Source organism: Flavobacterium gossypii (genome assembly GCF_014138495.1).
Classification (GTDB): domain Bacteria; phylum Bacteroidota; class Bacteroidia; order Flavobacteriales; family Flavobacteriaceae; genus Flavobacterium; species Flavobacterium endophyticum.
In genome coordinates, this window is sequence record NZ_JACJIS010000001.1 from 1,848,084 (window position 1) to 1,872,372 (window position 24,289).

Annotated in this window: 19 protein-coding genes and 1 pseudogene; 11 read left to right on the plus strand and 9 right to left on the minus strand. The window is 37.5% G+C overall.

Translation table 11 applies throughout. The features are described from left to right. The first annotated feature begins 36 nt into the window (after positions 1-36). A complete protein-coding gene (locus GGR22_RS08400; RefSeq protein ID WP_182493274.1) occupies positions 37-1,194 on the plus strand; it encodes a beta-ketoacyl synthase N-terminal-like domain-containing protein in 1,158 nt (385 codons plus the stop codon). 62 nt (positions 1,195-1,256) lie between these two features. Here GGR22_RS08400 and GGR22_RS08405 read toward each other — a convergent pair whose 3' ends face one another. Further along, positions 1,257-5,012 (minus strand): Ig-like domain-containing protein, encoded by a 3,756-nt coding sequence (locus GGR22_RS08405; RefSeq protein WP_182493275.1) that lies wholly within the window; start codon positions 5,010-5,012, stop codon positions 1,257-1,259. 209 nt (positions 5,013-5,221) lie between these two features. Further along, positions 5,222-5,707: a regulatory protein RecX gene (locus GGR22_RS08410; protein ID WP_182493276.1), complete on the minus strand. Its 486-nt coding sequence runs from the start codon at positions 5,705-5,707 to the stop codon at positions 5,222-5,224. A gap of 667 nt (positions 5,708-6,374) precedes the next feature. On the opposite strand from GGR22_RS08410, the gene GGR22_RS08415 reads away from it, so the two are divergent. The 10 genes and pseudogenes from GGR22_RS08415 to GGR22_RS08460 all read left to right on the plus strand — a co-directional run bounded on the left by GGR22_RS08415 (position 6,375) and on the right by GGR22_RS08460 (position 14,798). Continuing rightward, positions 6,375-6,983 carry a fibronectin type III domain-containing protein gene (locus tag GGR22_RS08415; RefSeq protein ID WP_182493277.1) on the plus strand — a complete coding sequence of 203 codons (609 nt, stop codon included), beginning with the start codon at positions 6,375-6,377 and terminating at the stop codon, positions 6,981-6,983. Between the two features lie 233 nt (positions 6,984-7,216). Then, positions 7,217-7,645 carry a helix-turn-helix domain-containing protein gene (locus GGR22_RS08420; RefSeq protein ID WP_246336931.1) on the plus strand — a complete coding sequence of 143 codons (429 nt, stop codon included), beginning with the start codon at positions 7,217-7,219 and terminating at the stop codon, positions 7,643-7,645. Between the two features lie 62 nt (positions 7,646-7,707). Continuing rightward, entirely contained in the window at positions 7,708-8,181 is a 474-nt protein-coding gene (locus tag GGR22_RS08425; RefSeq protein ID WP_182493278.1) for a hypothetical protein, read from the plus strand. Between the two features lie 69 nt (positions 8,182-8,250). Continuing rightward, a complete protein-coding gene (locus tag GGR22_RS08430; RefSeq protein ID WP_182493539.1) occupies positions 8,251-10,356 on the plus strand; it encodes a hypothetical protein in 2,106 nt (701 codons plus the stop codon). Further along, positions 10,357-10,437, plus strand: a pseudogene (locus GGR22_RS08435) (XRE family transcriptional regulator); the annotation flags it as partial. It lies immediately after the preceding gene. A gap of 79 nt (positions 10,438-10,516) precedes the next feature. Further along, positions 10,517-11,395 carry a T9SS type A sorting domain-containing protein gene (locus GGR22_RS08440; RefSeq protein WP_182493279.1) on the plus strand — a complete coding sequence of 293 codons (879 nt, stop codon included), beginning with the start codon at positions 10,517-10,519 and terminating at the stop codon, positions 11,393-11,395. Positions 11,396-11,471: 76 nt separating this feature from the next. Next, a complete protein-coding gene (locus GGR22_RS08445) occupies positions 11,472-13,034 on the plus strand; it encodes a T9SS type A sorting domain-containing protein (protein WP_182493280.1) in 1,563 nt (520 codons plus the stop codon). 219 nt (positions 13,035-13,253) lie between these two features. After that, positions 13,254-13,994 (plus strand): DUF3667 domain-containing protein, encoded by a 741-nt coding sequence (locus GGR22_RS08450; protein WP_182493281.1) that lies wholly within the window; start codon positions 13,254-13,256, stop codon positions 13,992-13,994. A gap of 96 nt (positions 13,995-14,090) precedes the next feature. Then, positions 14,091-14,405, plus strand: a complete 315-nt coding sequence (locus tag GGR22_RS08455) for an aminoacyl-tRNA hydrolase (protein ID WP_182493282.1) — start codon at positions 14,091-14,093, stop codon at positions 14,403-14,405. A gap of 3 nt (positions 14,406-14,408) precedes the next feature. Beyond that, positions 14,409-14,798, plus strand: a complete 390-nt coding sequence (locus tag GGR22_RS08460) for a hypothetical protein (RefSeq protein ID WP_182493283.1) — start codon at positions 14,409-14,411, stop codon at positions 14,796-14,798. Positions 14,799-14,905: 107 nt separating this feature from the next. Here GGR22_RS08460 and GGR22_RS08465 read toward each other — a convergent pair whose 3' ends face one another. The 7 genes from GGR22_RS08465 to GGR22_RS08495 form a co-directional block, all read right to left on the minus strand. Beyond that, complete coding sequence (locus tag GGR22_RS08465) at positions 14,906-15,778, minus strand: cupin-like domain-containing protein (RefSeq protein WP_182493284.1); 873 nt, start codon at positions 15,776-15,778, stop codon at positions 14,906-14,908. A gap of 147 nt (positions 15,779-15,925) precedes the next feature. Beyond that, a complete protein-coding gene (locus tag GGR22_RS08470; protein WP_182493285.1) occupies positions 15,926-18,229 on the minus strand; it encodes a VPS10 domain-containing protein in 2,304 nt (767 codons plus the stop codon). Positions 18,230-18,336: 107 nt separating this feature from the next. Next, a complete protein-coding gene (locus GGR22_RS08475) occupies positions 18,337-20,001 on the minus strand; it encodes a tetratricopeptide repeat protein (protein WP_182493286.1) in 1,665 nt (554 codons plus the stop codon). A 131-nt stretch (positions 20,002-20,132) separates the two neighbouring features. Further along, the gene (gene bioB / locus GGR22_RS08480; RefSeq protein ID WP_182493287.1) at positions 20,133-21,218 is read right to left on the minus strand and encodes a biotin synthase BioB; all 1,086 of its coding nucleotides are present in this window, start codon (positions 21,216-21,218) and stop codon (positions 20,133-20,135) included. Positions 21,219-21,373: 155 nt separating this feature from the next. After that, positions 21,374-21,826 carry a hypothetical protein gene (locus tag GGR22_RS08485; RefSeq protein ID WP_121375905.1) on the minus strand — a complete coding sequence of 151 codons (453 nt, stop codon included), beginning with the start codon at positions 21,824-21,826 and terminating at the stop codon, positions 21,374-21,376. A 185-nt stretch (positions 21,827-22,011) separates the two neighbouring features. Further along, positions 22,012-23,334, minus strand: coding sequence for an HTTM domain-containing protein (locus GGR22_RS08490; protein WP_182493288.1), 1,323 nt, complete (start codon positions 23,332-23,334; stop codon positions 22,012-22,014). After that, the gene (locus GGR22_RS08495) at positions 23,331-24,263 is read right to left on the minus strand and encodes a bifunctional riboflavin kinase/FAD synthetase (protein WP_182493289.1); all 933 of its coding nucleotides are present in this window, start codon (positions 24,261-24,263) and stop codon (positions 23,331-23,333) included. Before GGR22_RS08495 ends, GGR22_RS08490 begins: the two co-directional genes overlap by 4 nt. Positions 24,264-24,289 lie beyond the last annotated feature (26 nt).

The window sequence follows — 24,289 nt, forward strand, 5'->3', positions numbered from 1 at the left end:
AGGACTCAACTTTTACAAGGTTTTAATGCTTCTATTTTGCTTCAAAAAATTGCCATAACATCTATATCCTCCATTTCGCCCTTAGGAAATGCCCCAGAACGTATTTGGGAGCAGTATCTAAAAGAGGAGACTTTGATTTCTAATACTACTATAGGAGAAACAGCTGCTTTAGCTTCTCGATTGCCCGACGATCTGAAAGATCAGGTAGAAGCCTTGCGGAATTCCGAAAGCAAATACAAGAACCTAGACGATTCTGTCTTATATGCTATTCTTGCTTCCCGAAAGGCGATAGAAAATGCCGGATGGAAAGAAGGAGATGATTTCGGAATCAATATCGGTTCTTCCAGAGGGGCTACCCAATTATTCGAAAAGCATTTTCAAGAGTTTTTAGAAACAGGAAAGACGCATACGCTGGCTTCTCCGACCACTACGTTGGGCAATATCTCATCATGGGTCGCCCACGACTTAAACAGCCAGGGACCAGAAATTTCACATTCCATCACTTGCTCGACCGCTTTGCATGCTTTGCTGAACGGCATTGCATGGCTGCGTTCCGGAATGGCAGCTAAGTTTTTAGTAGGCGGCAGCGAAGCGCCGCTGACTCCTTTTACAATTGCACAGATGAATGCTTTAAAGATCTATTCCAAAAGCACAGATCCGTTTCCGTGCCGCGCGTTTGACAGGCAGAAAACTCAAAACTCAATGGTATTGGGAGAAGGAGCTTCTGTGGCTTGTTTGGAAGTAGGCGAAAGCCAAAATGCCTTGACCTATATAGAAGGAATTGGTTTTGCAACCGAAATTTTAGAACACAGCATTTCTATTTCTGCAGAAGCGCAATGCTTCCAGAAGTCCATGAAAATGGCTTTGGGGGAAATAGATCCTAGCGAGATTGATGCTATCGTGATGCATGCGCCGGGAACTATAAAAGGGGATTCGTCGGAACTGAAAGCTATCGAATTGCTGTTCGGTGACAACCTTCCGATGCTGACTACCAACAAATGGAAGATAGGGCACACGTTTGGCGCTTCGGGCATGTTAAATGTAGAGCTGGCCATCTTGATGATGCAGCATCAGAAATTTATCAGAGTTCCTTTCGCGGAGGCGCAACAAGAACGAAAATCCATCCGCAAGGTATTGATCAATGCTGTCGGTTTTGGCGGCAATGCAGTCAGCATAGTACTGGCAAAACCGTAGACATAAAAAAAATCCCATAAACAAGATTATTGCTTATGGGATTTGAAGTGAATTAACTAGTCTTAATTCATGATTACTTTTTTAGATACCGTTACATTGTTATCCAAAGTTATTTTTGCTACTACAACTTGAGTTCCTACATTAATTCCTGTAGTTGTGAATTCGTTGCTGTTGATTCCTTTTTTAGTAAAGATTTCTTTTCCAGTCAAGTCAAATACTTGAACGTTGTCGATTGTAAAGTGATCTGCTTTGATAGCAATCTGACCGCCGTTTTTGTATACTACGATATCATTTGCATCTACAACCGGAGTATCTACACCTAGAGACTCATTAACATAGCGGATTTCAAATCTTGAGTTGAATGTTCCTGCTGCTGTCGTGAATGTATATCTGTCATTCTTGATGTTGTGTACCGTTCCTGTAAGTCTGTCTACTAAGAATACTTTTTGGTCTTCAAACAAACCGTCAACACTTTCGATACCGATGCTGTAATCACCTGCCGTAGCCGCCATGAATCCTAATGGCACCACATCTGTATTGCTGAAAGGCAATGCTCTTCCTTGGATAACCAATTTGTTTGCATCAAGCATAGAGTATAGCGCAGTTCCAGAAGCATACGTCATTCCGTCGTAAGCATCATCAAGGTTGTTTGTAGCTCCGTCGATATAGCCTACCAAAATCTCATTATAAGCACCAGCTGCATTCGTAATGTTCAACCACAATCTGTGTTTTTCGATTGCTGTTGGTTGTTCTTCGCCAGCTTCTTCTTCGCTGCTTTGTGTCACAGGACGTGTTGGGTTGCTCGTTCTTAAGAATTGATCGTTAGTTCCGGTTTGAGTTACTCTCATTGCGTTATTGAAAACGATAGTACCGTTTACTTTTCCTTCAACAAAGAATCCTTGGCCAGAAGCAATGTTTCCTTTGTGTTTGTTTGCAGAAGTGTTTCCACAAGTCGTACAGTTGTTTGTTTCTCCAATTCCTGTTGCTCCAGTCGCATTATACGAAATGTAGCTTGCAGGATTGTAGTTGTACACTCCGTTTGCATCTGGAGTAGAGCTTACCGCAATATTATGTGTCCAGAAATAGAATGTTCCTTTAATTACGCCTTTGTTTGCTTCATAAAACTTATCAGCGCTGATAGCCGATGGATATGGATTTCCGATCAAGTTTGATTTTAATGTCGCACCGATCTTGATATCAAGTGTTTTTTGTCCGTTGTTTGGCGCGCCAGCAAATTGCGTTTGGAAAACAGCAGGAGCTGTAGTTGAATATTGTTGAGGCGCTCTAACGATATAACCTTTTCCAGTCTGCATTTGAGCCGCTCCGTTCATTTCTGTAACCCATCCGTTTCCGGCAGCATTATAGCTTAGGTATTTATCAGCTAATGTGTTTGGAGAAAGATCATGCAATGTCCAGTCTGCAGCAGCAACAGGAGAAGACCAGTACGTAAAGTCATAACGAGTCACAGGAGTCGTGTTTCTTTTTACGATTATCTTTCCACTGTTAGCAGCGTTGTCATTAACTTGAACGATGCTTGCGTTATTTTCTACTACTACATTAGCAGTAGGAGCTACTACTAATTCATTTTTAATGATCAGGTTTACGCCTGAGTTTATTTTCAAGTTTTTGTTTGCGCTAACTGTGCAAGAACAAACCGTTACGCTTTCGCTTAATTGCAAATCGCCGTTGATTACAATTGCAGCACCTTCAGGAGAAGTACTCCAAGAAGTTCCGTTATAGGTTGCATTGACAGCAGTTAAAGATACTTTTACGTTAGCATAACCGCCTACTTCTCTTGTTACTACTTCGATAGTCGAATTGCTGTCAAGAGCAAAGATTCCTACAGATGTTGGAGTAGGGTTTTCACCGCTCCATCCTGCGTTGTAGAAAACAGATGTTCCGTTGATGTATACTCTAGTTTCATCATCCCAATTGTCCATGTTGATTTGGTATTTTCCGCAAGGGAAACCTTTTCTTTTGTGAACCATTGTGAAATCGTCAACTTGAACAGCACATCCTACCCATCCTGCAGAATATGATGGAGAAGTTTCTTTATTCCATCCATTGTTTGCCGTATCTTGTGTGTTTACGCCTAAAGTGTTTTGTACATAGTATCCAGCATAGTAAGATAAAGCGGGAGTCATGCTGCCTGTATTATAACCGTATACGTTCCATGTGTTGTTTCCGAAAGCTGTCGGATCTCCAGAAGGCGTAGTTATTGTTACCGTTGTCGTAGCAGCTGCAGTTGGAGTCGAACATGGCGTTGCATTGATTCTTCTTACCCAGTAGGTTGTTGTAGCTGTTGGAGAAACAGTGATTGAAGCACCAGTTCCAGAAAGTATGTTAGAACCTACAGTTCCAGTTCCCCATTGGTACGTTGATCCTGTACCGCCAGTAGCTGTTAATGTTACCGAACCTCCGCCACATAATGTTGTTGGTCCGCTGATTGATGTTGGAGCTGTTGCTGTTGCAGTAGCTACCGTAATTTGTAATGTGATTCCTGTTGTTGTAAAGTTACATGGAGCAGCACCTACTCTTCTTACCCAGTACGTTGTTGTAGCGGTTGGAGAAACAGTAATTGAAGCCGTAGTTCCAGAGATTACGTTTGAACCTACAACAGTTCCAGTTCCCCACTCGTAGGTACTTGTATTGGCTGAACCGCCTCCTGCTGTTAATGTAACAGAATTGCCAGAACAGATTGTATTGCTTGTTGCGTTTGAAGTTAATGTTGTTGGAGCTGTTGGAGAGTTCGCACAAGTGTAATCAAAAGACACTTGAGAATCTGCACCTCTTTCATAATATTCCAAAACAAAAGTAACATTCGTAGTAGAAGCAAACGTTTTTGTTGTTGATCCTGTTGTATATCCGTGATCTGACCAGTCGCTGATTGAATATCCAGATTCGCCGTTAATTTTTAATCTATAACCGTCGTCACCACCCACTGTAAAAGTATATGTACCTGCTGGGAAGCTTTTGGTCATTTTATAAGAAGTATAGAAATTGTCTGTTGGCTGTTGGCAAAGAACAGTTGTTAGTCCAGATACAGCACCGCTACCTACATTTCTGTTGAATGTTGCGTTTTCTGTAACATACCCTAAATAAGTTGTAGCTGCTGGCGTTCCAGAATAAGAATACACATAACCTCTCCAGAAATCAGTTGGTGAAAGCGCAGGGTTTCCTTGTGGTGTACAAGCTGTAGTAACTGTTCCTGTAATTATTGGTCCAGAAGCATTGTGAGATGCTGGTGCACTATCGTTGTAACCGTGTCTTATTCTGATTCTAGGTCCAGACCATCCGTTTGTTCTTCCGTAAAATGTTATTCTGATGTATATTGTCTCATTAGCTAATACGCTGATACCCGTTAAAGGAACTGATACGCTGTTGAAGTTGGTATTGCTAGTGTTTAAGTTAGTGTTAGTATAAAGCACTGTTCCGTTAGAAGGAAAGCTTGCGTCTTTTGAGTAGTACACTTGCATTCTTGACGGACCGCCATTATCATAATTTTGATATTCAAAATTATATTGGCTTAAGTCAACCTTTTGTCCGCTGTTTGCTGTCATTGATACTTGAATGTATCTTGAGTAGTCAGGAGAAGTACTAGTAGGCCATGAATCTGCATTAAAAGCATTTCCATTGCTTCCCCAGTTGTCAACGAAGAAATTTACGTTAGATGATCCAGTAATGTTTCCAGCTGTAATATTAGAAGCAATTAGATAAGGATTGGCTTGTTTATTTGCTCCATCCCAACGCACTAATGATACTTGTGAGAAACCAAAAACAGGTAGTAATAAAACGAGTAACAATAACAATTTTTTCATAGGTTAAGTGTCTTTATTCTGATAGGGTGAGGCAAATGTATATCCACCCTATGCATCAAAAGAAGCTTTTAAGTGCCTATTTTTCAGGTTTTCGATGACGTGTATTTTTTCATCGGCGAAATGCAGAAATCAACGAAAACGTTTTCGTAAAAATTGTAGGAAAAAAGTGTTTTTTTTAAAAAAAAGGTATAGAAATGGTGTGCTAAGCTCTAGCCCAATTTTTCTAATTCGATGGCTTTTTCATAAATCAGATTGCTTTCAAAACCTTTTCGAAGGAAAAAATCGCAGAACTTTTTGCGCTTTTTTAAGGTATTTTTTTCAGAAATCGTATCCCATAATTTTTCGGCAGCCAAATCAAAAGTGTCGAAATATTCGTCTTGTATTTCTTTAAGCGCGGTATCGATATTGTATTTAGATATGTGTCTTGACTTCAGCTCATTAACAATCCTGATTTTTCCCCAATGTTTGATGCGGTGTTTTCCGCGGGCAAAACTGCACGCAAAACGCTCTTCGTTCAAGAAATTGTTCTCGATCAGGTGTACAATGACAGAGTCGAGTACGGTCTGTGACGTAGTAAATGTTTTTAGCTTTTGGATAACTTCTTCGTGACAGCGCTCCTGATAGGCACAATAAATTTCTGCCTTTTTGGTGATTTCTTCTAGAGAGAAGCTTTTCTGTTCGGGTTTTTGGCGCATTACGAAAATTAGTTTAGCTGGCTATAAAAGTATAAAAAAGGTGCTTTAGAAAAGCATAAAAAACCAAGCAGCAGCTCTTATGTGCTGTTTTGGTTTTTAGGCATTCTAACAAATCTTGCCCAAATTTCACCAAATTTTACCCAAGTCAAAAAAACAGTTACACCCAAAAACTGACCACTTACGCCTGTATTTGACCACTTATTACTTTTCGGTTGCGTTTTTAGCATCGAACTTTTAGTATTGTATCAAGAAAACAGAAGTAACCCGACTTTGGTTTGCTTCATCATTAAAGAAACTATGTGTAAAGCTATTAACTCTAGTATACAGAAGAATGAAAACGGCACCACGCTGGTTGAGCTCTGCATGGAGCGGATGTATTATAACACAACGTTCTTTTAGAATAACACCAAGCTGGTGTTATACAACAATAAGCTGTAGCTCTATAACACCGGTTTGATGTCATACAACATCCAGCTGGTGTACTATAACAGAGGTTTGATGTTGTATAACAGGAAGTCTATGGTATACAACACCACACCCATGTTATGCAACATAGGTCTGATGTTATGAGCAACAGCTTATTGTTGTATAACATGATATCAATACTTTGTGGAATTTCAGGCTTTTATACCCATCTCAATATTAATTAATTTAAAACTTTAAAAGTATGTCTAAAATTAAAATTATTACCTCGTTCAGCAGATATAGTGATGCTGACTTGGAGCAAAAAGCAGAGCTGATTGCAGACAGTATGACCAACAATGCCAATTTCGAAAGCCCGGAGCCCGCAATTTCTGTCTTGCAGGCCGCCACTACCGCTTTTGATACGGCTATTATTAAAGCCAAAGAGGGCGGCAAGACAGAAAAGCTGATCCGAGAACTCAAAAGAGAAGAACTGATTGTCATCTTAGATAAGCTGGCGCTGTATGTGCAGATGAAAGGTGACGGAAACGATGCTGCCTTGGCCAGCTCTGGCTTTTCGCTCAGCAAGATTCGGAATATAGTAGGCGCTTTGCCGAAACCGCAAAACTTTGCGCTGCATGCAGAAAACGTAGGCAAGATAAAGCTAAGCCTAAAGCCTGTTCGCGGCGCAAAAAGCTACTTGTATGAATACCGCAAAAAGGGCGAAGAAGTGTGGGAGATTATGGTGTATACCAAAACCACACTCGTGCTTACTGATCTACAAAGCGGGCAGCAGTATGAATTTAGGGTTGCTCCCGTAGGCAGTTCGACCGAAAAGACATATAGCGAGGTGCTGAGCAGTTATATTTTATAGTTTATAGTTTAGAGTGGATAGTGGATAGTTTATAGTGGGTTGTTGCTTTGAAGATGTTTTTGGTTTTGTAGGTTGCTTATTCTGTTTTGCAGCTTCTAGTTCACTCCTTTATGACTTTTCAACTTTCAACTATCCACTATAAACTATCCACTATCCACTATCCGCTGCCAACTATAAACTATCCACTATCAACTAATTTTTCTATATTTAACAAAAATTTTATACTTACGATTATGATACACAACGACATGCCACACAAAAAAATACACCAAGGAAGAAACATCAAGCGCTTTCGCGAAATGCTGGGTATCAAGCAAGAAGCTTTGGCTTTTGAGCTTGGTGACGACTGGAACCAAAAGAAAATATCTTTGCTAGAACAGAAAGAAACCGTAGAAGCCAACATATTGGCGCAGGTGGCTAAAATATTAAAAGTGCCTGTAGAAGCTTTTGAGAATTTTGATGAAGAACAGGCTGTGAATATTATTGCGAATACGTTCGGTGAAAATGCGTTCAATAACTCATTTAATTATGGTACAATGCATGTTCATCCTATTGACAAATTGATTCAACTTCATGAAGAAAAGATTGCTTTGTATGAGCGTATGTTGAAGGAGAAGGATGAGATGATGGTGCGGTTGGAGAAGTTGATTGAAGGAAAATAATAATAGGCTTTCGCATATTTGAGAATTAATGGGAAGCTAAAAAAATCGTTATAAACAAAAATATGAATTTAAAAGACATAAAAGTTTATCATTATTTTTGGATCACCTCAATCTTAATTTTAATAATTGGGATCTTTAAAAACAGTTCAATCGAGAATTCAACTTTTGATTTCAATATACATGATACTTATTTTGTAATCTCAAGCCTTGATTTAGCTTTATTGTTAAGCTTTTTATATTTTCTTAATGGGTTTGGTTATTGGTTTGTGCAAAAAAAGCTGAAAAGAAGCTTGATAAAATCTTTAACACTTATTCATTCCATAATTTTAATTGGAGGATTTGTAACTTATTGGATAGTATATGCATATAGTGAGTTAAATACAAACAAATCTTTTCCTTTGTTTGATGATTATGAAATTATAAATAAAACTTTGGTAATTATATTCCTTTTAATAGTTCTAATTGGAATTCCAGTTTATATTACAAATTTACTTATTGGAATTATAAGAAAGAAAAACCTACCGCTAACAAGCTAGTCGTTTGCAAATGGTTATAAATATTTGTAATAATAAAAGTATAGCATATTTATGAATTAGTGAAATTTTATGAGTACCTACATTAAAATAGCATTCCTTCTGATTTTAGGATTGACAGGTAATAAAATATTTAGTCAAGAACACCCTATTTATGATATTGAAAGAAAATTAATGCAAGGTGACAAAAATGCGTTAAAAGAAATTGCTGATTACTTTGACAGCGAGAAACAATTAGTTGAATATTTAGGTTATCATCGAATCGAGACAGTAGAAAGACAAGTTGCAAAAAGAATTGTTCTTGAAAATTGCTTATTTACGGAAAAGGAGATAAACATTGATGATAACACTTCAAAAAATCACTTTTTGAAATTTATAAATCAAAACTATGAGAGAATAAATTTTTCAACTTTGGCAGAAGCATTTCTCATTACACCACTTGAGGAAAGAGCAGTAAAAACAGAATTTAGAGAAGTAACTGATGTCAAACAACAAGAATTAAGCAACAACAAGTCTGAGCTTTTAAATCAAGAATGGGTTAATTCTGCGGGCATTAAATCACAATTACAACATAAAGATTCTAAATGCTTACTTACAATTGCTTCAGAGCTTTTCAAGATACGTTATCGTTTTAATGTATACCATTTTAACAAAGACGAATATATTGATTTATTGAGCTTACTAACTCATATAGAAATTGGAGTTCCAAATGATACGCAAACAATTAGTTGGCATATTAATAAAGACTTTTACCCTGAATCCTCATTAAATTTGCTAATTTACTTTGCTTCTAATTATAAAGACTTTGCATGGGATACTCAAAAAGAGATTTTTGTAAATCCTAAAATCAGAGTATCTAAAACAGACAAAGAGACTGCGCTTTTCCAACTATTAAATAATACAGATGACGCAATTGCATTAGATGCTTTTACTCAATTGACTAATTGTGATCCTGTAAATGTTATAAAACTTGCGAAGGAGTATAATGAAGCAGGTATAAAGCATAATTATGCTATAGGAATCTTTCCTTATAAATTTTTAATGCAATTAGTTCAGTTAGTTTCAATATACAAACAATACGGAATAAATTATAATACTAATCCTAAAGTAAAGCAATATATAGATAGTTTGAAAGCTGATTTGTCATTTAAGGAAAGAAGAAGCTTGGAAAATGAAATTATCAATCAACTAACATTAAACGACATTTCTTCATTTGAATATTGGGCTTTAATAAATGAGAGCTCTTGGAATTGCACATATTCATCAGGTAGAATTTTGGATATATTTTATTCAAATCATTTTATTGAAATACTCAACAATTCCCAACAGTTGAATATATACTTGAAAAAATCTTCATTATTTAACCATCTAGGAATTATTGGAGTATGCAATAATTACCTAAAAAAATTCACTAACCTTAAAGAGATAGGGTTAGAGAAATTAAACTCTTTAGAAACGTCTGACCAAGAAATAAAAACACAAATTGAAAAAGCTAAGTCTTTTTGCAACACATCTATAAAAGTTCCGAATGACACTAAAAAAATTAACGATGCAAACAAAGATTTTCATGTTGGCAATTTAAAAAAGATTATTCGTGGAATTCACAAGATGAAAAATCAAAAAAAAATGGAAGATTCTTTAACCGAGTTGCTGTCACAAATTAATTATAAGCAAATTGGAAAAGCAATGAAAGAAATAGAGAATATTAAATTTCTGGAGTCTGAATGGAAAAAATATTCATTTCTTGAAAGAGATTTTGGATTTTTTATTTACGACAACTTTGATACGATTACTACAAGAAAAGAATTTATTGTTGATTACAATAAATTTTCAGAATTTGATTTTTATAAAAATATGCTAATGAAAGCAGGATTAAATTACTTTATGAAAAACAATTTATTGGATTATGATAAAATTTATGATGCTCTTAAATACAATGTAGTTGTAGCATTTGTAGGAGGGGGAGGTGGAAAAAAGGATAACGAGGTTTATTCTATTGTCAAGTTATTAGAGCTAACTCATAAAACAACTTTAGGTTATCCGAAAAAAATATGTAACTCAAATGGAATTTATGGCTGCGACTCGCAAGATCGTGCGAATTATTGGATGCAATATTTGGTTGACAATAAACTCTTAAAACAAGGACATAAAGAACCTGTATCATTTCATCATGAATAAAAGATTGCTTTGTATGAGCGTATGTTGAAGGAGAAGGATGAGATGATAGTAAGGTTGGAGAAGTTGATTGAAGGAAAATAATAATAGGCTTTCGCATATTTAAGAGCTGGCAGAATTGCCACCAAAAGAAAACTAAAACAGAAAGTTTAATAAACTAACTATGAAAACAAAATTACTTTTTGCATTTGTCTTTTTAATCTTTTTAGTTGAAAACTCTTTTTCTCAAGCGTATATTCCATTGTTAAACAATTCTTCTTGGAATATTGCTAGTGCTAGCTTTGGGGGCAGTCAAAATTTAGTTATTGGCCCAGGAACAGATGTTGTTATAGGCTCTTATACTTATAAAAAATTTACGGATCCAAGTGTTTATAGCTCTGATAATTACATAAGAGAAGATGTTGCTGCCAAAAGAGTATACAGAAATGTTGGAGGTGTAGATCAATTGCTTTATGACTTTAGCCTGCAAGTTTCTGATAATATAATTTTAAGTGATGGCAAGAATTATACGGTTCAGTCTATTACAAACATAAATGTAAATGGCGGAACAAGAAGAATGTTTTATTTAATCCATTATATTGGAACTTTTCCTGGAAATAGCGAAACTTGGATTGAAGGTGTTGGTAGTAACGGACATCCTTTAAAACCGAAATATGAAATGTTTATGAGCGATCCCTATATCTATTTGACTTGTAGTGCACAAAATGGCATAAATATATATAACCACGGAATAGCTAATGGGCAATCAACACCCACCGATTGTTCTATGTTAAGTACAGAGGACATAAACTATTTCACTCATGAAATTAACTTCTATCCTAATCCTTTCAAAACAGAACTTCTAATAGCCACAAAATCTAATTTTGAAAATGCAACGCTAAAACTATTTAATTCAATCGGACAGTTGGCAAAAGAAGTAAATAATTTATATGGAGAAAATATAATTATTAAAAGAGACAACTTAACTAGTGGGATATATTTTGCTCAACTAATGCAAAACGGAAAACTAATTTCAAATCATAAAATCATAATAGCAGACTAAATAAAACACTCGCAGCCTCAAGAACCTAATGCAATTTATTGGACAAAACAATAGAACCTTTTAAAACAGCAGGCTTATGAAACACTTCTATTTTTTTCTATTACTTCCTTTTTTCGGAATGGCGCAAGCGCCAATTATTGAGTGGCAAAAATCATTAGGCGGCTCTGGTAATGATTATGCCAACTCCGTTCACCAAACGGCAGACGGAGGTTATATTGTTGCAGGATACACTTCTTCTAATGATGGTGATGTTTCGGGCAATCACGGAGGCGACGATATCTGGGTCGTAAAATTGACTGCAGCGGGTAACAAAGAATGGAGCAAAACGTTTGGCGGCTCTCGCAACGAGGTGGCTTCTTATGTTGTGCAAACAGCAGATTTAGGATATGTTATTGCAGGAACTACCTATTCTAATGACGGAGATGTTACAAGAAACCAAGGCAATAGCGATGCCTGGGTAATAAAGCTTGATAATGCAGGTACTATCCAATGGCAGAAAACATTTGGCGGAGGTCATATTGATGCGGCCACTTCTGTGCAGCAAATGCCAGATGGAGGGTATATTGTGGGATGCTATACGATATCTGAAAATACAGGCGATATTATCGGAAACAACGGAGGGACCGATTGCTGGATCGTAAAGCTGACTTCAACAGGCAGCATAGCCTGGAGCCTGTGTTTAGGCGGACGAAGCGAGGAATTTGCCCGCACTGTACAACAAACAGCAGATGGAGGTTATGTCATGGGCGGCTATACTATGTCTGTTGACGGCGATGTTTCTGGAAATCACGGCAGTTATGATTATTGGGTGGTGAAACTGGATAATATAGAAGAAGTCCAATGGAAAAAAACATTAGGAGGTACCGGTTCGGATATACTTACTTCTATGGTTCAAACCACAGATGGGGGCTATATTATAGCAGGGCATGTATATTCGCAAGACGGAGATATTGCAGGTTCCGGTTTCCATGGGCCTCTTTTTGATGATTATTGGGTAGTGAAACTATCCAGCACAGGAGCAATACAGTGGAAGAAAGCCTTAGGAGGCTTTGGCAATGATCTTGCCCAATCGGTCCAGCAGACAGCAGATGGAGGCTACATAGTATTTGGATTTGTAACAAGTAATGATGGCAATGTTTCTGGAAATAACGGATATATGAATTATTGGATCGTAAAACTCAACAGTCAGGGAAGTATCGAGTGGCAAAAAGCATTAGGAGGCAGTGGTCAAGAAGGATTTAACGCTATTCCCGATGCAGTAGATGGCGCGCATTCAATTCAGCAAACAACAGATTTGGGATATATATTTGCGGGATATTCAAAATCGAATGATGGCGATGTTTCCGGCAATCACGGCGGTTTTGATTATTGGGTGGTAAAGCTCGCAAATCCTTTGGGTACAGACGATTTTTTATCTAAAAGTGTGAGTGTCTATCCTAATCCCGCTTCAGAACGCGTTTTTGTGCGTACCGGTGCAGCTGCCCACCTATCGGAATTATTGCTTTACGACTTGCTTGGACAGCTTTTACGCACTACAAAAGAAAATTCAATTTCAGTTTCTGGACTTTCTAAAGGCGTTTATTTCCTTCAAGTAAAGACAGATAAAGGAGAGGTGACTAAAAAGATTATGGTAGAATAAATAATGGAAATCTAAAAGCTTATGGCTAAATAGAAATAAGCCGTTTGCAAAAGGCTTATTTTAATAATAAACTTCGGATAATATTGAGTTCGAATTCAAAATTGAAAAGGAATTTTGGTAATTTAGTCCCCGCTGGCGAGCATAATGCTCGTGCAAAATGAGCATTACCAACAGACGATAACAAAGAATATAAATCTGACTCTCTATTTTAACTGACTAATGACCCATAACTGTTTAAATTGTAATAAAGTAATAACAGGAAAATTTTGTGATAACTGTAGCCAATCAGCATCTACTCATAGATTTTCGTTAACTCACGTTTTTCAACACGATTTTATTCACGGAATATTTCACTTTGACAAAGGCTTTTTCTATACAATAAAAGAGTTATTTACCAGACCCGGACACAGTATCAGAGAATATGTACAAGGAAAAAGAGTAAAGCACTTTAATTATTTTTCAACCATAATTATTCTGATAACCATAGGTTATTTTATGAAAAAATGGGCAAAAGTTGATGCTACTGTTTTATATGACGATAAAAAAACAGTAGAAGGACTTTTAAAAGTACTAAAGGATTATTCAAAAATTACAGTTTTTCTGACCGTACCCATTATTTCTATTGTGAGTTACTTGTTTTTTAGAAAAAGCAAGCAGAATTATACAGAAAATCTAGTCCTCAATATGTATTTGTTATGCGGGACATTAACAATAAGTCTTTTACTAACAACTAGTTTGATTCTTACTGATAACAAAGATTTTCTAATTTCTGTAAACTATCTTGCTGCTGGACTAACCTTTTTGTATGTACTGATTTTCTATTATCAGTACTTTTCTGTTTTTGGTTTAAAAAAATACAAATTAATTATTCGAGTTATTATTATTGCAATTTTGTATTTATTGACAAAACAAATAATAAACAATATCTTGAACCTAATTGGACTTAAATATTTTCATTAATCTGGATGACGCGGATTTGCGCCCGTGCTAATAACTACATATAGCCCCAAGCAGGTGCTTGTGCAGGAATGTTAAATGCAATATTGATAACATCGTATGAAAATGTACATTATCATAAAAGACACTATTCCAGACAAATTAGTTCCGGTAATAAGCGCGCACGCTTCATTGGCATGTTATAAAAGATTCGAAAACAATGAGGATATGATAAAATGGATCAATGGAATATTTAAAAAAGTAGTTTGTGTTGTCGATGAAATTAGTTTTGACAGTTTTAAAAACGAGGCCGATTCTGTTTTATTGACGGAATCTTCACTTGACAACAAGGAAGTCTGCTTAGCTTTTTGCCCAAGAGAGGAATATCCCAAAAAATTTAAATACCTAAAAATGTGGACACCTCAAAACAACTAAAAAATGGAAAATCAGGTTTATAATTGGTTGGTGAAAAAAGGAACTATTCGTATTCAAAGAAACGGATATTGTATTGCGCTGCAATTGGACTACGAGAAGGGAGACTATTGCCTACTAACGCCTTCTGATACAGACGAAATAATTGAATTGTTAACCAATATTTCAAAACAGATTTGGGAAGACCCTGATTATAAAAGAAAACCCTATACCAATCCGCTTTATAAAAAAAACGGAAACGAATATTACTGGGAAATTGAGACTTCACAGCTTCTATTACACTATAACGAAACGGAAGACGCCGTAGAAATTAAATGCAATGGCAATAGCAGCCTGAATTTAGAAATAAATTATGTGGTGGAGATAATTCAAATTTTGGAGCATTTGAATAAATAGAAATTTCCGTTTTCAAACGGCTATAATCATAATAATAAGCATTCGTAAAATTGCTCTTCGCTAGTATAAACGTCAAAAAGCATAAAAAAAACCAGCTCTCTGCTGGTTTAGCTTGAAATCTTCAAATTTTTATGTGTCCTAACAATTGCCTGTTCGTTTTTATAATCGATCCAAGCTTGTCCTTTCCACTTACGCATCAGGTTGTCAAAGTTTCTCATGATAAAGATGTTATACGCCGCTTTCCCCAGATTGGTTATTTTTCTTGGAAAGGCGCGAAGGCTCATCGAGAATCCCGGAGTCATATATTTCATATAATGCCAATAGCCTTCGGGCATGTAGAGCATTTCACCATGTTCTAGATTGCAGATCAATCCTTTTGCTTTTTTTAGCGCCGGCCATTTTTCTAGATCCGGATTATCGAAGTCGATATCTTCTCTAGAGATTAGAGCATGCGGCACTTTATACAGATAAGGGGTCTGGTCGGGCGCAAAAAGAATGCATTGCTTTTTTCCGTGGAAATGGAAATGCAGAATATTGGAATAGTCAATGTCGTAGTGGATAAATACTTTGGAGTTTTCTCCGCCGAAAAAGAGCATCGGAAGCTGTTTCACCAGCTTAAGCCCAATGTCAGGCCATTTAAAGTCTGATTTTAGAGATGGCACTTCTTTCATCAGGTTATAAAGAAAGATTCTGTAGTTCGTCGGCTTAGACTGCAATAAGTCAATATAATCTGCCATTTTCATCTTGGCATGTGCCTCATTGAAGCCGTCTTCGTGGTTTACCGGACGGTCATCATACAGCGGTACCGTTTTTTCTCCGGCAATATCCTTAATATAATTGAGCCTCCATTTTTCGTATGCTGGCCAATCTTCCGTTAGCCTTTCAATGACCAAAGGTTTTTGTTTTTTTACATAATTAGTATAAAAATCTTCTTTTGAGATCGTTTTTACTCGCTCAATTTCTGTCAAATGCAACGGCATACAATAGATGGTTTGAGATAATGGTTTATAACAAAGTTACTAAAGGATTATGAAACTGTAAAGGGCAATGTCTTAAATTTTGCCATAAAAAAATGCCGCAGGCCTAAAAGTGACCTGCAGCATCTTAAAATAGGAACATTGAAAAAATTACCTCTTAATCAATTTATGAGAAAATATTGTTCCGTTTTGTACAGCTACGTTTACGACATAAACGCCGTTGCTTAGTTTTGATATGTCTAGGGCAGTGCTCGTGCTTTCTAAAACTTTTTGTCCTGTGATAGAATAGATAGAAGTGCTTTTTATTTCGAATTCATTTCCAGAAACGCCTATGTTCAGGATGTCTTTTGCCGGATTTGGATAAATAAAAATCGGATTCTGAGCGATTTCTGGCGTATGCGTTCCTAATGATAGATTCAGTATCGGATATTTGATAACACCTAAATCGGTTGTGGCCAGATAAGCGTTGATTGTGGTACCATCAAAGTCAAAATCCATAGAATACGACTGAACATAGTTTAATTGCTGTGATGTTATAGGCGTCCAGGTTGTGCCGTTGTCTACCGTATAATAAATAGAGGCATCAGAAAATTGAGCGCTATGTACAGCTGCCACCATCACGCCGTTATTTAGAGGAGAATATTTGATTCTTTTGGCATCAACACCGCTTAAGACTTGTGTCCAGTTTTCGCCGGCATCGGGTGTTGTAAACACACCTAAGTTGGTTGTTACTGTAAAATGATTTGGATCGAGAGGATTTCTAGCCATATCCCAAATCAAATCGTTGCCTTGGGTGATGGTAAGTCCGTTTATCTTTTCAACCCACGTAACTCCGCCGTCTGTAGATTTAAAGAACTTAGATCCTTTTGCGATATACATTTCGTTTGAATTGGCTGCAGAAACAGAGATTCCTGTAACGACTCCGTAGCCGAATTCGCTTACTTCTGGAGTTGTGATTTCTTCCGTAACAATATTTTCTAAATCGGTGAAGTTGATTTTGGTAAGATTGCCGCCTTCTCCCGATCTCAATGAAACGTAGATAATATTCGTGTTGCTAGGATCAACAATCAAGTCTTGCATGTCGTCTGCAAAAGCACTCATCAAAGAAGTCGCTGTTGCGCCATAATCAGTGCTTACATTTAGAGTGCTTCCGAAAAAGCCCATTGAGGCATAGGTGAAAACACGACCGGCTACTACAGGATCGGCTATCATGTAATTTCTTTTTGGATTAAAAGACGTTGGCGGCTCGATATCATAAATAGAAGCAACTCCTGTTCCTAAGTTTTTGTGCAGCCTTCCGCCTTGGGAACCATAAAACAAATGCTTGTTGGTAGCATATTTGGCATGCGTAACGCTTATTACATTATAATAAGGCGCTCTGATTTGAGTCAAGGTAGTACCGCCGTCATTAGAGAATTGCGGAAACAAATCGGTAGTAATAGCCACTTGATTTAGGTTGAATGGATTGTACGAAGCATTCAGTCCGTAATAATAAGAAGTAGAGCCTTCTGGATAAAAAGTATTCGTCCATGTCAATCCGCCATCGGTAGATTTCACGATTTCGTTTTCTTCCAGCAAGATGATGTAGTTTGGATTTGTCGGGTGGAATGCGATTTTGGTAATATTATTCAACGTCTGGTCAGTCCAAGTAATAGGAAGATTTGTCCAAGTAGTTCCGCCGTCTGTAGAACGATAGACACGTTCGGCATGAATTCCGAAGCCGATGCTGGTTCCGATCAAGATGTCATTGCCGTTTTGTGGATTGAAAGTGATTTCGCTGAAGGTAAAGCCAGGCAGTCTTTCGGTCCAAGTAGTGCCGAAATCTTCTGTAATATACAAGCCTCCGTTAATTCCGTTCGGCCCAAGCGATCTTCCCATATAAAATTTAGATTTTGAGATAGGACTGAAGGCAACATTATTGATATGCACATCGTCGTGATCTGCGCTGAAATAAATCATATTCCATGTCGACCCTACGTTGTTCGTGTGAAAAACTTTTGTTCTTGCCGTAAATCCTTCGGAATAGGAAGTATGTACGATCAAATCAGTACCTGTCGTATCATAGAAAGAATACGACATGATTTGCGCATTATCCATCGGATTCGGGATAGGATAAAAACGGGTAATGGCATTTGTAGCAATATCAAAAAGATAAACACCGTCTTGCGTGCCGCCATTTATGATTACAAAACTCAATGCCGATTGGCCAAATAGTTTCATATCTGTTATTGTGGCGCTTGGGTCAGGGAAAGCATATTTTACGCTCCAAGTCAATCCATTATCTATAGAAGTTACGATATGGTTTCCTTGCGTAAGGGCATAGATTCTATTTTCGACGGTCGCATCATACGTCAGGTCTTCTAGTTTTCCGAAATTCGTGGAAGCTTCATAACTGATTTGGGCTTGGCCTGCAAAGCTCCAAAGAAGCAGTAAAGCAATGGTAATTTTTTTCATAATAGACATTTTTTGTTTTTCTAAATTTTCAAAAAAACAAATGCTAAATCAAAAAAATCACGCGGACATAGTGTGACACTCTTTAGGACAAAGTGTGATTTAGTATCCTAAAGTGTTGATAAATAATCGTATAGATGAATATCGTGCGGTAGTTCCATTCGGGCAGCAATTCGCTCCTTTCTTTTCCTGCAGGCATCGGCGGTGATGTTCAGCATGGAAGAAATTTCTTTGGTGCTCAGGTTCATGTAGATGTAAGTTATAAAGCGGATATCGTTTGAATTCAGCTTTGGATGCTTTTCTTTTAGGTTGTTTAGGAAAGTTTGGTTGATTTCTTCGAAATGCGTGATAAAGCTGTCCCATTCATCATCTGTCTTGAGATGTTCTTTCAAGGTTTTTATATGATTCACCAAAGCGGGGTCTTTGGAAATTTCAGGAAGTTTTGATAAGGATTGTAGCGTTTCTTCTATAAGTTCATTCCGTCCAGAAAGATAAAGTGCTTTTGCAGAAAGTTTTCGGTTTTTAAGTTCGATTTCGTTCTTTAGGCGTTCTTGCTCGAGCAGGGCGCTGGTTTCTTTTTCCTTGAACATTTTTTCGAGCAAAAGATTGTCGCTTTTTTCTTTTTCAAGTTCCAAAAGCACGATTTGTTCGTTTCTTTCGGCAATCAGTTTTCTCTGTTTGTACTTGATGGATAGATTTCTCAATGCCCAAACTATAAAGGCTACGATTATAAAGATGACCGCGATTATCGAATAAAAAAGCTTGCGCTCGTCGGCTATCTTCGATTCGTTTTCGGCTATTTTTTTCTTGTAATTTTCAATCTCAAACTTGACTCTGCTGTTTTCGAAAACTTTTCCGTTTTTGATTTCGTTGAGTTCTCCTTCAGTTTTTATGATGGAATCTCTATAATTTAAAGCGAGACCGTATTTTTCTTTCTTGAAATTGATATCAGACAAAAGCCTGAAAATATTGATTTTTGTTTCGAGGTTGGGCTTTCTTTCAAAAATCTTATTGGCATAATGGCTCGCCAGATCGAGGTTGTTTTCGTTCAGATAGCTTTTGGAAATAATCATCAGCAGGGAAATGCCGATATCGTTATACTCTAAGTCTTTGGTTGTTTTGTAGAGTTCTTCGGCTACGGTTCGCGCTTGTGTTGAATTTCCTTGCAGGTTTTCATTTTCTGCAATCGCTATCCTGGCCAAGATATGAAGCTGCGGCTGTGATTCTAATAAAGGCAGCGCTTCGTTAAAATAGGCTCGTGCTTCCTTTAGGTTGTTTGTTTCGTTGGCGACATTCCCGAGATTCATGGCGTAGAGGCCGACCTTAAGCTTGTCGTTGTTTTCTTGGGCTATATCATAAGCCTTCTTGAAGTATTCATTCGCTTTCTCGTAATTTTTTTCTTTAGAATATAAAATAGCAATGTTGTTCAAGACGACCATTTCGTATTTAGGCTCCAGATGTTTTACGGCAATCGTATAGCTTTCGAGATAATGATTTAAGGCTTCGCCATAATCGAGCATGGTATAATAGTTGGCTCCGATATTATTTGTCGCGAGAAATAGCTGCTTGTACCATCTGTTTTTGTCGGCAAGATTTTTAGCCTGGGTAAGCAGTTCAAGCGATTTGACATGGTCTTTTTTCCACATGTAATTAATTCCGGAAACGATAAGAGAATCGCAATGGGCCTGCGTATTGGCCTGAATTTTAGGCATAAAAAGAAGGCATAGCAAGAACGTGAGATAAGCGGACTTGATTCGGCAGACTTTTTTAGGCATCGGGGAAGATTTTTTATTCAAATATAAGAATAAGTATTGCACAAATGGTTGCGTGACAGGATAGAGAAAAAGCAATAAAAAAAGCTTTTCCGGTTAGGGAAAAGCTTTTGGTCTTGTTTTATATTTTTTGATTATGCCTTTTTGCCTGAAGCTTCAAGGTTTCTTTCAATTTTATGCGATGGACGTGTCCATTTCGGTTTTTCTCCTAAAGCTTGGTATTGAGAATCTTCCGCTTCAACAGTTTTAGGTTGCGAAACTTTTGTGAATGGCTTTTGCGGATTCAAGCCGAGCATTTCGAACATTTTCATGTCTTCGTTTACGTCTGGATTTGGAGTAGTCAGCAATTTATCGCCTGCAAAGATAGAATTAGCGCCTGCAAAAAAGCACATTGCTTGTCCTTCGCGGCTCATATTGGTTCTTCCTGCAGAAAGTCGCACTTGCGTATTTGGCATTACGATTCTTGTCGTAGCAACCATTCGTATCATTTCCCAGATTTCAACTGGCTTTTCTTCTTCTAGCGGTGTACCTTCAACAGCAACGAGCGCATTGATGGGTACTGATTCTGGCTGTGGACTTAAGGAAGCCAAAGCCACAAGCATTCCGGCTCTGTCTTCAACACTTTCGCCCATTCCGATGATTCCGCCGCTACATACGGTTACGTTGGTCTTGCGGACGTTTTCGATTGTCTGAAGACGGTCTTCGTAGCCGCGCGTTGAGATTACTTCTTTATAATATTCTTCAGAAGTGTCTAGATTGTGATTGTAGGCATACAATCCTGCTTCTGCTAGACGATGTGCTTGGTTTTCGGTAATCATCCCTAACGTGCAGCATACTTCCATGTCTAGCTTGTTGATGGTTCGTACCATTTCCAAAACTTGGTCGAATTCTGGGCCGTCTTTGACGTTTCTCCAAGCAGCACCCATACAAACTCTAGAAGAACCGCTAGATTTGGCTCTTAAAGCTTGGGCTTTTACTTGTTGAACGGTCATCAGGTCATTGCCTTCGACTCCGGTATGATAGCGTGCGGCTTGCGGACAATAACCGCAATCTTCCGGACATCCGCCTGTTTTTATAGAAAGGAGAGTAGATACTTGGACCACATTTGGATCGTGGTTTTTTCTGTGAACCGATGCGGCTTCAAATAACAAGTCCATCATCGGCTTGTTGTATACCGCAATGATTTCTTCTTTGGTCCAATCGTGTCTTATTGTACTCATAATGGTTAGTCTTATTTGTTTTGCTTCAAAAGTAGGTAATTCCGCTATAAGTTGAAAAATCTTTTCTCTAAAGTTAGAAACATATGATTGTTGATTAAATCAAAAAGGGACTGACAGTTTGCCAATCCCTTTTTTTTAAAAGTTATATTGTAAGGTTAATCTACATGGTTGATTTTTTCTACTTTGTCTTTCCAATACTGCATCATGGCAAAAGAAACAATCATGGATGCTGCCGATCCTTCTATGAATAATCCGAAACAGAACTGATAGAGCGATGGATCTCCGCCGCCGAAGATATAACTGTCTGCAAAAGTTTCCAGATAGGCATTGCCACCTTTATATTCGACATACACCATAAATGCGACCAGTCCTAAAATGAGTCCGACCATAGCGGTCAGGAAACCAGAAAGAAGATTGGTCAGATAGCCGTTTATGCCATCATGATAATTGGACTTTATGGTTTTGTTTACGCCATAAATCACAAAGACAAAATTGACGAGTCTTAGATAAATATGGTCTTTTAGGTCTAGTGCTTCGATGAGCAAGAAGTATAATCCTAGCCCTATAAAAATAATCAGTCCGTTGATGAATAATCTGGAAAATTTCATAATATTCGGTTTTGTAGTTTATACTGTTTTGAATGCTATAAAACGATTTGATTGGAATGCTTCAATTCGATTTATATATTAAAATTACAAATATTATCTGAGTTTTCGCAGGCTATTTATTTTATAATTGAATTTTTAGTAAAATTTTAATAAATTAAGTTTTTTCTGATTAATGAAGAAGTTGATTATTTGACGAGATGGCCTTCATTGTCATAGAGCAGGATCCAGTCGTTATGTAAGAAGTAATTCCATTCTGCAGATGCCATATCCACATCTGGATTGATAAGTTGCTTGTACGGTTTTTGGTTGATTGATACATGGCAGTTCACAAAAACGCTGACATCTTTGCCTTGAGCGGCAAATTCTTTTTTGATTCTTTGTGACAATTGCCAAATAGCATCCGGCTTGTCAGCAACCATTTTAAATTGCTTGTCCGTCAATTTTGAATTAATATTATAAGGAATAGGCTGCTTTGTTTTTTTGTCAATAATCTTGAAATTAGAATAGCCCGATCTCGAACGAAGCATCATCCTCCAGCTCAAGCGATGGCCTTCTTCCGTCCAAAGCACATCGCCTTTGATGAACCAGTGACGGATCGGCAAGAGAATCTGGATTAGGAAATAAGGAATAAAAAAATAGAACAGTACGGATCTGTTTTGGTAAATCGGCTCGCTTTCTTCAAGTACAGGCTTCTTTTTGAAAAACAACGCTCTTATTTTTTCAGGAGGATAAAAGAATACGGCAAAACTCAGAGCAAAGAACGGAAAGATGCCTATCTGTAAGGTTATGGCATTAAAAAGGTGAAAGATCAAGGAAGCAATAAATGCGATGGTTCTTGTTTTTTTCCACAACAGCATCGGAACGATAAGCATGTCGAATGCAATTCCAGAATAGGCAATAAAAAGATAAAACCATTTTTGGTTGAAAATTTCCTGAATAAAAGGATAAGGTGATTTGTTGGTCAAAAGATTTTTGGTGAAAGTCCCGTCTAGCCAGTCAGGATAAAACTTAGATAGGGTAGCAAACAAATAGACAATGGCAATCTGAAGGATCATCACTCCCGAACACCAGCAAGGCATGCTCAAAGTCTTCATTTCGGGATGCTGTTTTGCATCAATCGAAGCATATCTGTTAGCAGGAAGGAAAATCATTATCAGGCAGACCAAAATAAGCATGTAATAATGATTGTTGTAGGATGTTTTTTGCATCCAATAAGTGATTGTCCACAATAACGTAAAGGCAGAAAGGCTCCATCGGTATTTCCAGCCCAGCATCACGAGGATGCCAAGAACTCCCATGGTGGCGAAATAAAAATACATTCCATAACCCGGAAGCGGCTGCAGCCATTCCATTCCGATATGGCTGAAAGTAAATTGTGGCTTGATGAAATTTTCTTTTACCCAACCGGTAAGAATTGCTCCAAAAGTTTCTGCTGCCAGAAGAAATCCGAAAAAAATCCGAAAAATAATCAACGGAGAATTGTCTATTGGCAGGAAAAGCTTTTTCATTTCAAATCTTTTATAAAATTTCGGGTGATGATTTCGTCATTTTTGATTTCCTCTTTTAAAGCATCGAGCGAGTCGAACTTTTCTTCAGGACGAATTCTATGCAGAAAATGGATTCGGATTTCCTTATCGTATAAATCGCCTTCAAAATCTAAAAAGTAGGTTTCTATGGTTCTTTCTTTTCCGTCGACAGTTGGATTCGTGCCGATGTTCATCATCCCAAAAACTTCTTTCCCATCTAGATAGCTTTTTACGATATAGACGCCATCTAGAGGAATAAGCTTGTAGTTTTCTTCAATTTTCAGATTCGCAGTAGGAAAGCCGATCGTACGTCCTAACTGCCTTCCCTTAACAACAATTCCGGAAAGAAAATAGTTATAGCCCAGATAATCATTCGCCAATTGAATGTCTCCGCTTGCCAAGGCCTTTCTGATTTTTGTAGAACTTATCGAAACTTCGTCAATTTCTTCTGCAGAAATCTGTTCTACTTCAAAGCCATATTTTTTTCCGTAAGCAATCAGGTCATGGATGTCGGCAGAACGATTTTTTCCAAAGCGATGGTCATGCCCGATGACTATTTTCTTGATGTTGAATCGGTCTACTAAGATGGTCTTGACAAATTCTTCTGCGCTTAATTGTGAAAAGCTTTGGTCGAAAGGATGGATGATGAGGTTTTCTAAGCCGATGCATTCCAATAACTCTGCTTTTTCTTTTATGGTGTTTAAAAGCTGTATTTCGGAATTGCCTTGGAGTACCATTCGCGGATGCGGAAAGAAAGTCAGTACGAGACTTTCATTATTGCTTTTTTTGGCATCTTGAGTCAGACGTTCGATTATTTTTTTGTGCCCTAAATGAACACCGTCAAAAGTGCCTAAGGTCGCGATGGTATGTTTGTCAGGGTTGAAATCCTGTATGTTGTGGAAAATATTCAAAATGGTGGGATTATCTTTTCTGCAAA

Bases quoted from the DNA above. Each gene is read 5' to 3' on its own strand.
- GGR22_RS08405 (WP_182493275.1), bottom strand. From the start codon at position 5,012: ATGAAAAAATTGTTATTGTTACTCGTTTTATTACTACCTGTTTTTGGT.
- GGR22_RS08410 (WP_182493276.1), bottom strand. From the start codon at position 5,707: ATGCGCCAAAAACCCGAACAGAAAAGCTTCTCTCTAGAAGAAATCACC.
- GGR22_RS08415 (WP_182493277.1), top strand. From the start codon at position 6,375: ATGTCTAAAATTAAAATTATTACCTCGTTCAGCAGATATAGTGATGCT.
- GGR22_RS08420 (WP_246336931.1), top strand. From the start codon at position 7,217: ATGATACACAACGACATGCCACACAAAAAAATACACCAAGGAAGAAAC.
- GGR22_RS08425 (WP_182493278.1), top strand. From the start codon at position 7,708: ATGAATTTAAAAGACATAAAAGTTTATCATTATTTTTGGATCACCTCA.
- GGR22_RS08430 (WP_182493539.1), top strand. From the start codon at position 8,251: ATGAGTACCTACATTAAAATAGCATTCCTTCTGATTTTAGGATTGACA.
- GGR22_RS08440 (WP_182493279.1), top strand. From the start codon at position 10,517: ATGAAAACAAAATTACTTTTTGCATTTGTCTTTTTAATCTTTTTAGTT.
- GGR22_RS08445 (WP_182493280.1), top strand. From the start codon at position 11,472: ATGAAACACTTCTATTTTTTTCTATTACTTCCTTTTTTCGGAATGGCG.
- GGR22_RS08450 (WP_182493281.1), top strand. From the start codon at position 13,254: ATGACCCATAACTGTTTAAATTGTAATAAAGTAATAACAGGAAAATTT.
- GGR22_RS08455 (WP_182493282.1), top strand. From the start codon at position 14,091: ATGAAAATGTACATTATCATAAAAGACACTATTCCAGACAAATTAGTT.
- GGR22_RS08460 (WP_182493283.1), top strand. From the start codon at position 14,409: ATGGAAAATCAGGTTTATAATTGGTTGGTGAAAAAAGGAACTATTCGT.
- GGR22_RS08465 (WP_182493284.1), bottom strand. From the start codon at position 15,778: ATGCCGTTGCATTTGACAGAAATTGAGCGAGTAAAAACGATCTCAAAA.
- GGR22_RS08470 (WP_182493285.1), bottom strand. From the start codon at position 18,229: ATGAAAAAAATTACCATTGCTTTACTGCTTCTTTGGAGCTTTGCAGGC.
- GGR22_RS08475 (WP_182493286.1), bottom strand. From the start codon at position 20,001: ATGCCTAAAAAAGTCTGCCGAATCAAGTCCGCTTATCTCACGTTCTTG.
- bioB (WP_182493287.1), bottom strand. From the start codon at position 21,218: ATGAGTACAATAAGACACGATTGGACCAAAGAAGAAATCATTGCGGTA.
- GGR22_RS08485 (WP_121375905.1), bottom strand. From the start codon at position 21,826: ATGAAATTTTCCAGATTATTCATCAACGGACTGATTATTTTTATAGGG.
- GGR22_RS08490 (WP_182493288.1), bottom strand. From the start codon at position 23,334: ATGAAAAAGCTTTTCCTGCCAATAGACAATTCTCCGTTGATTATTTTT.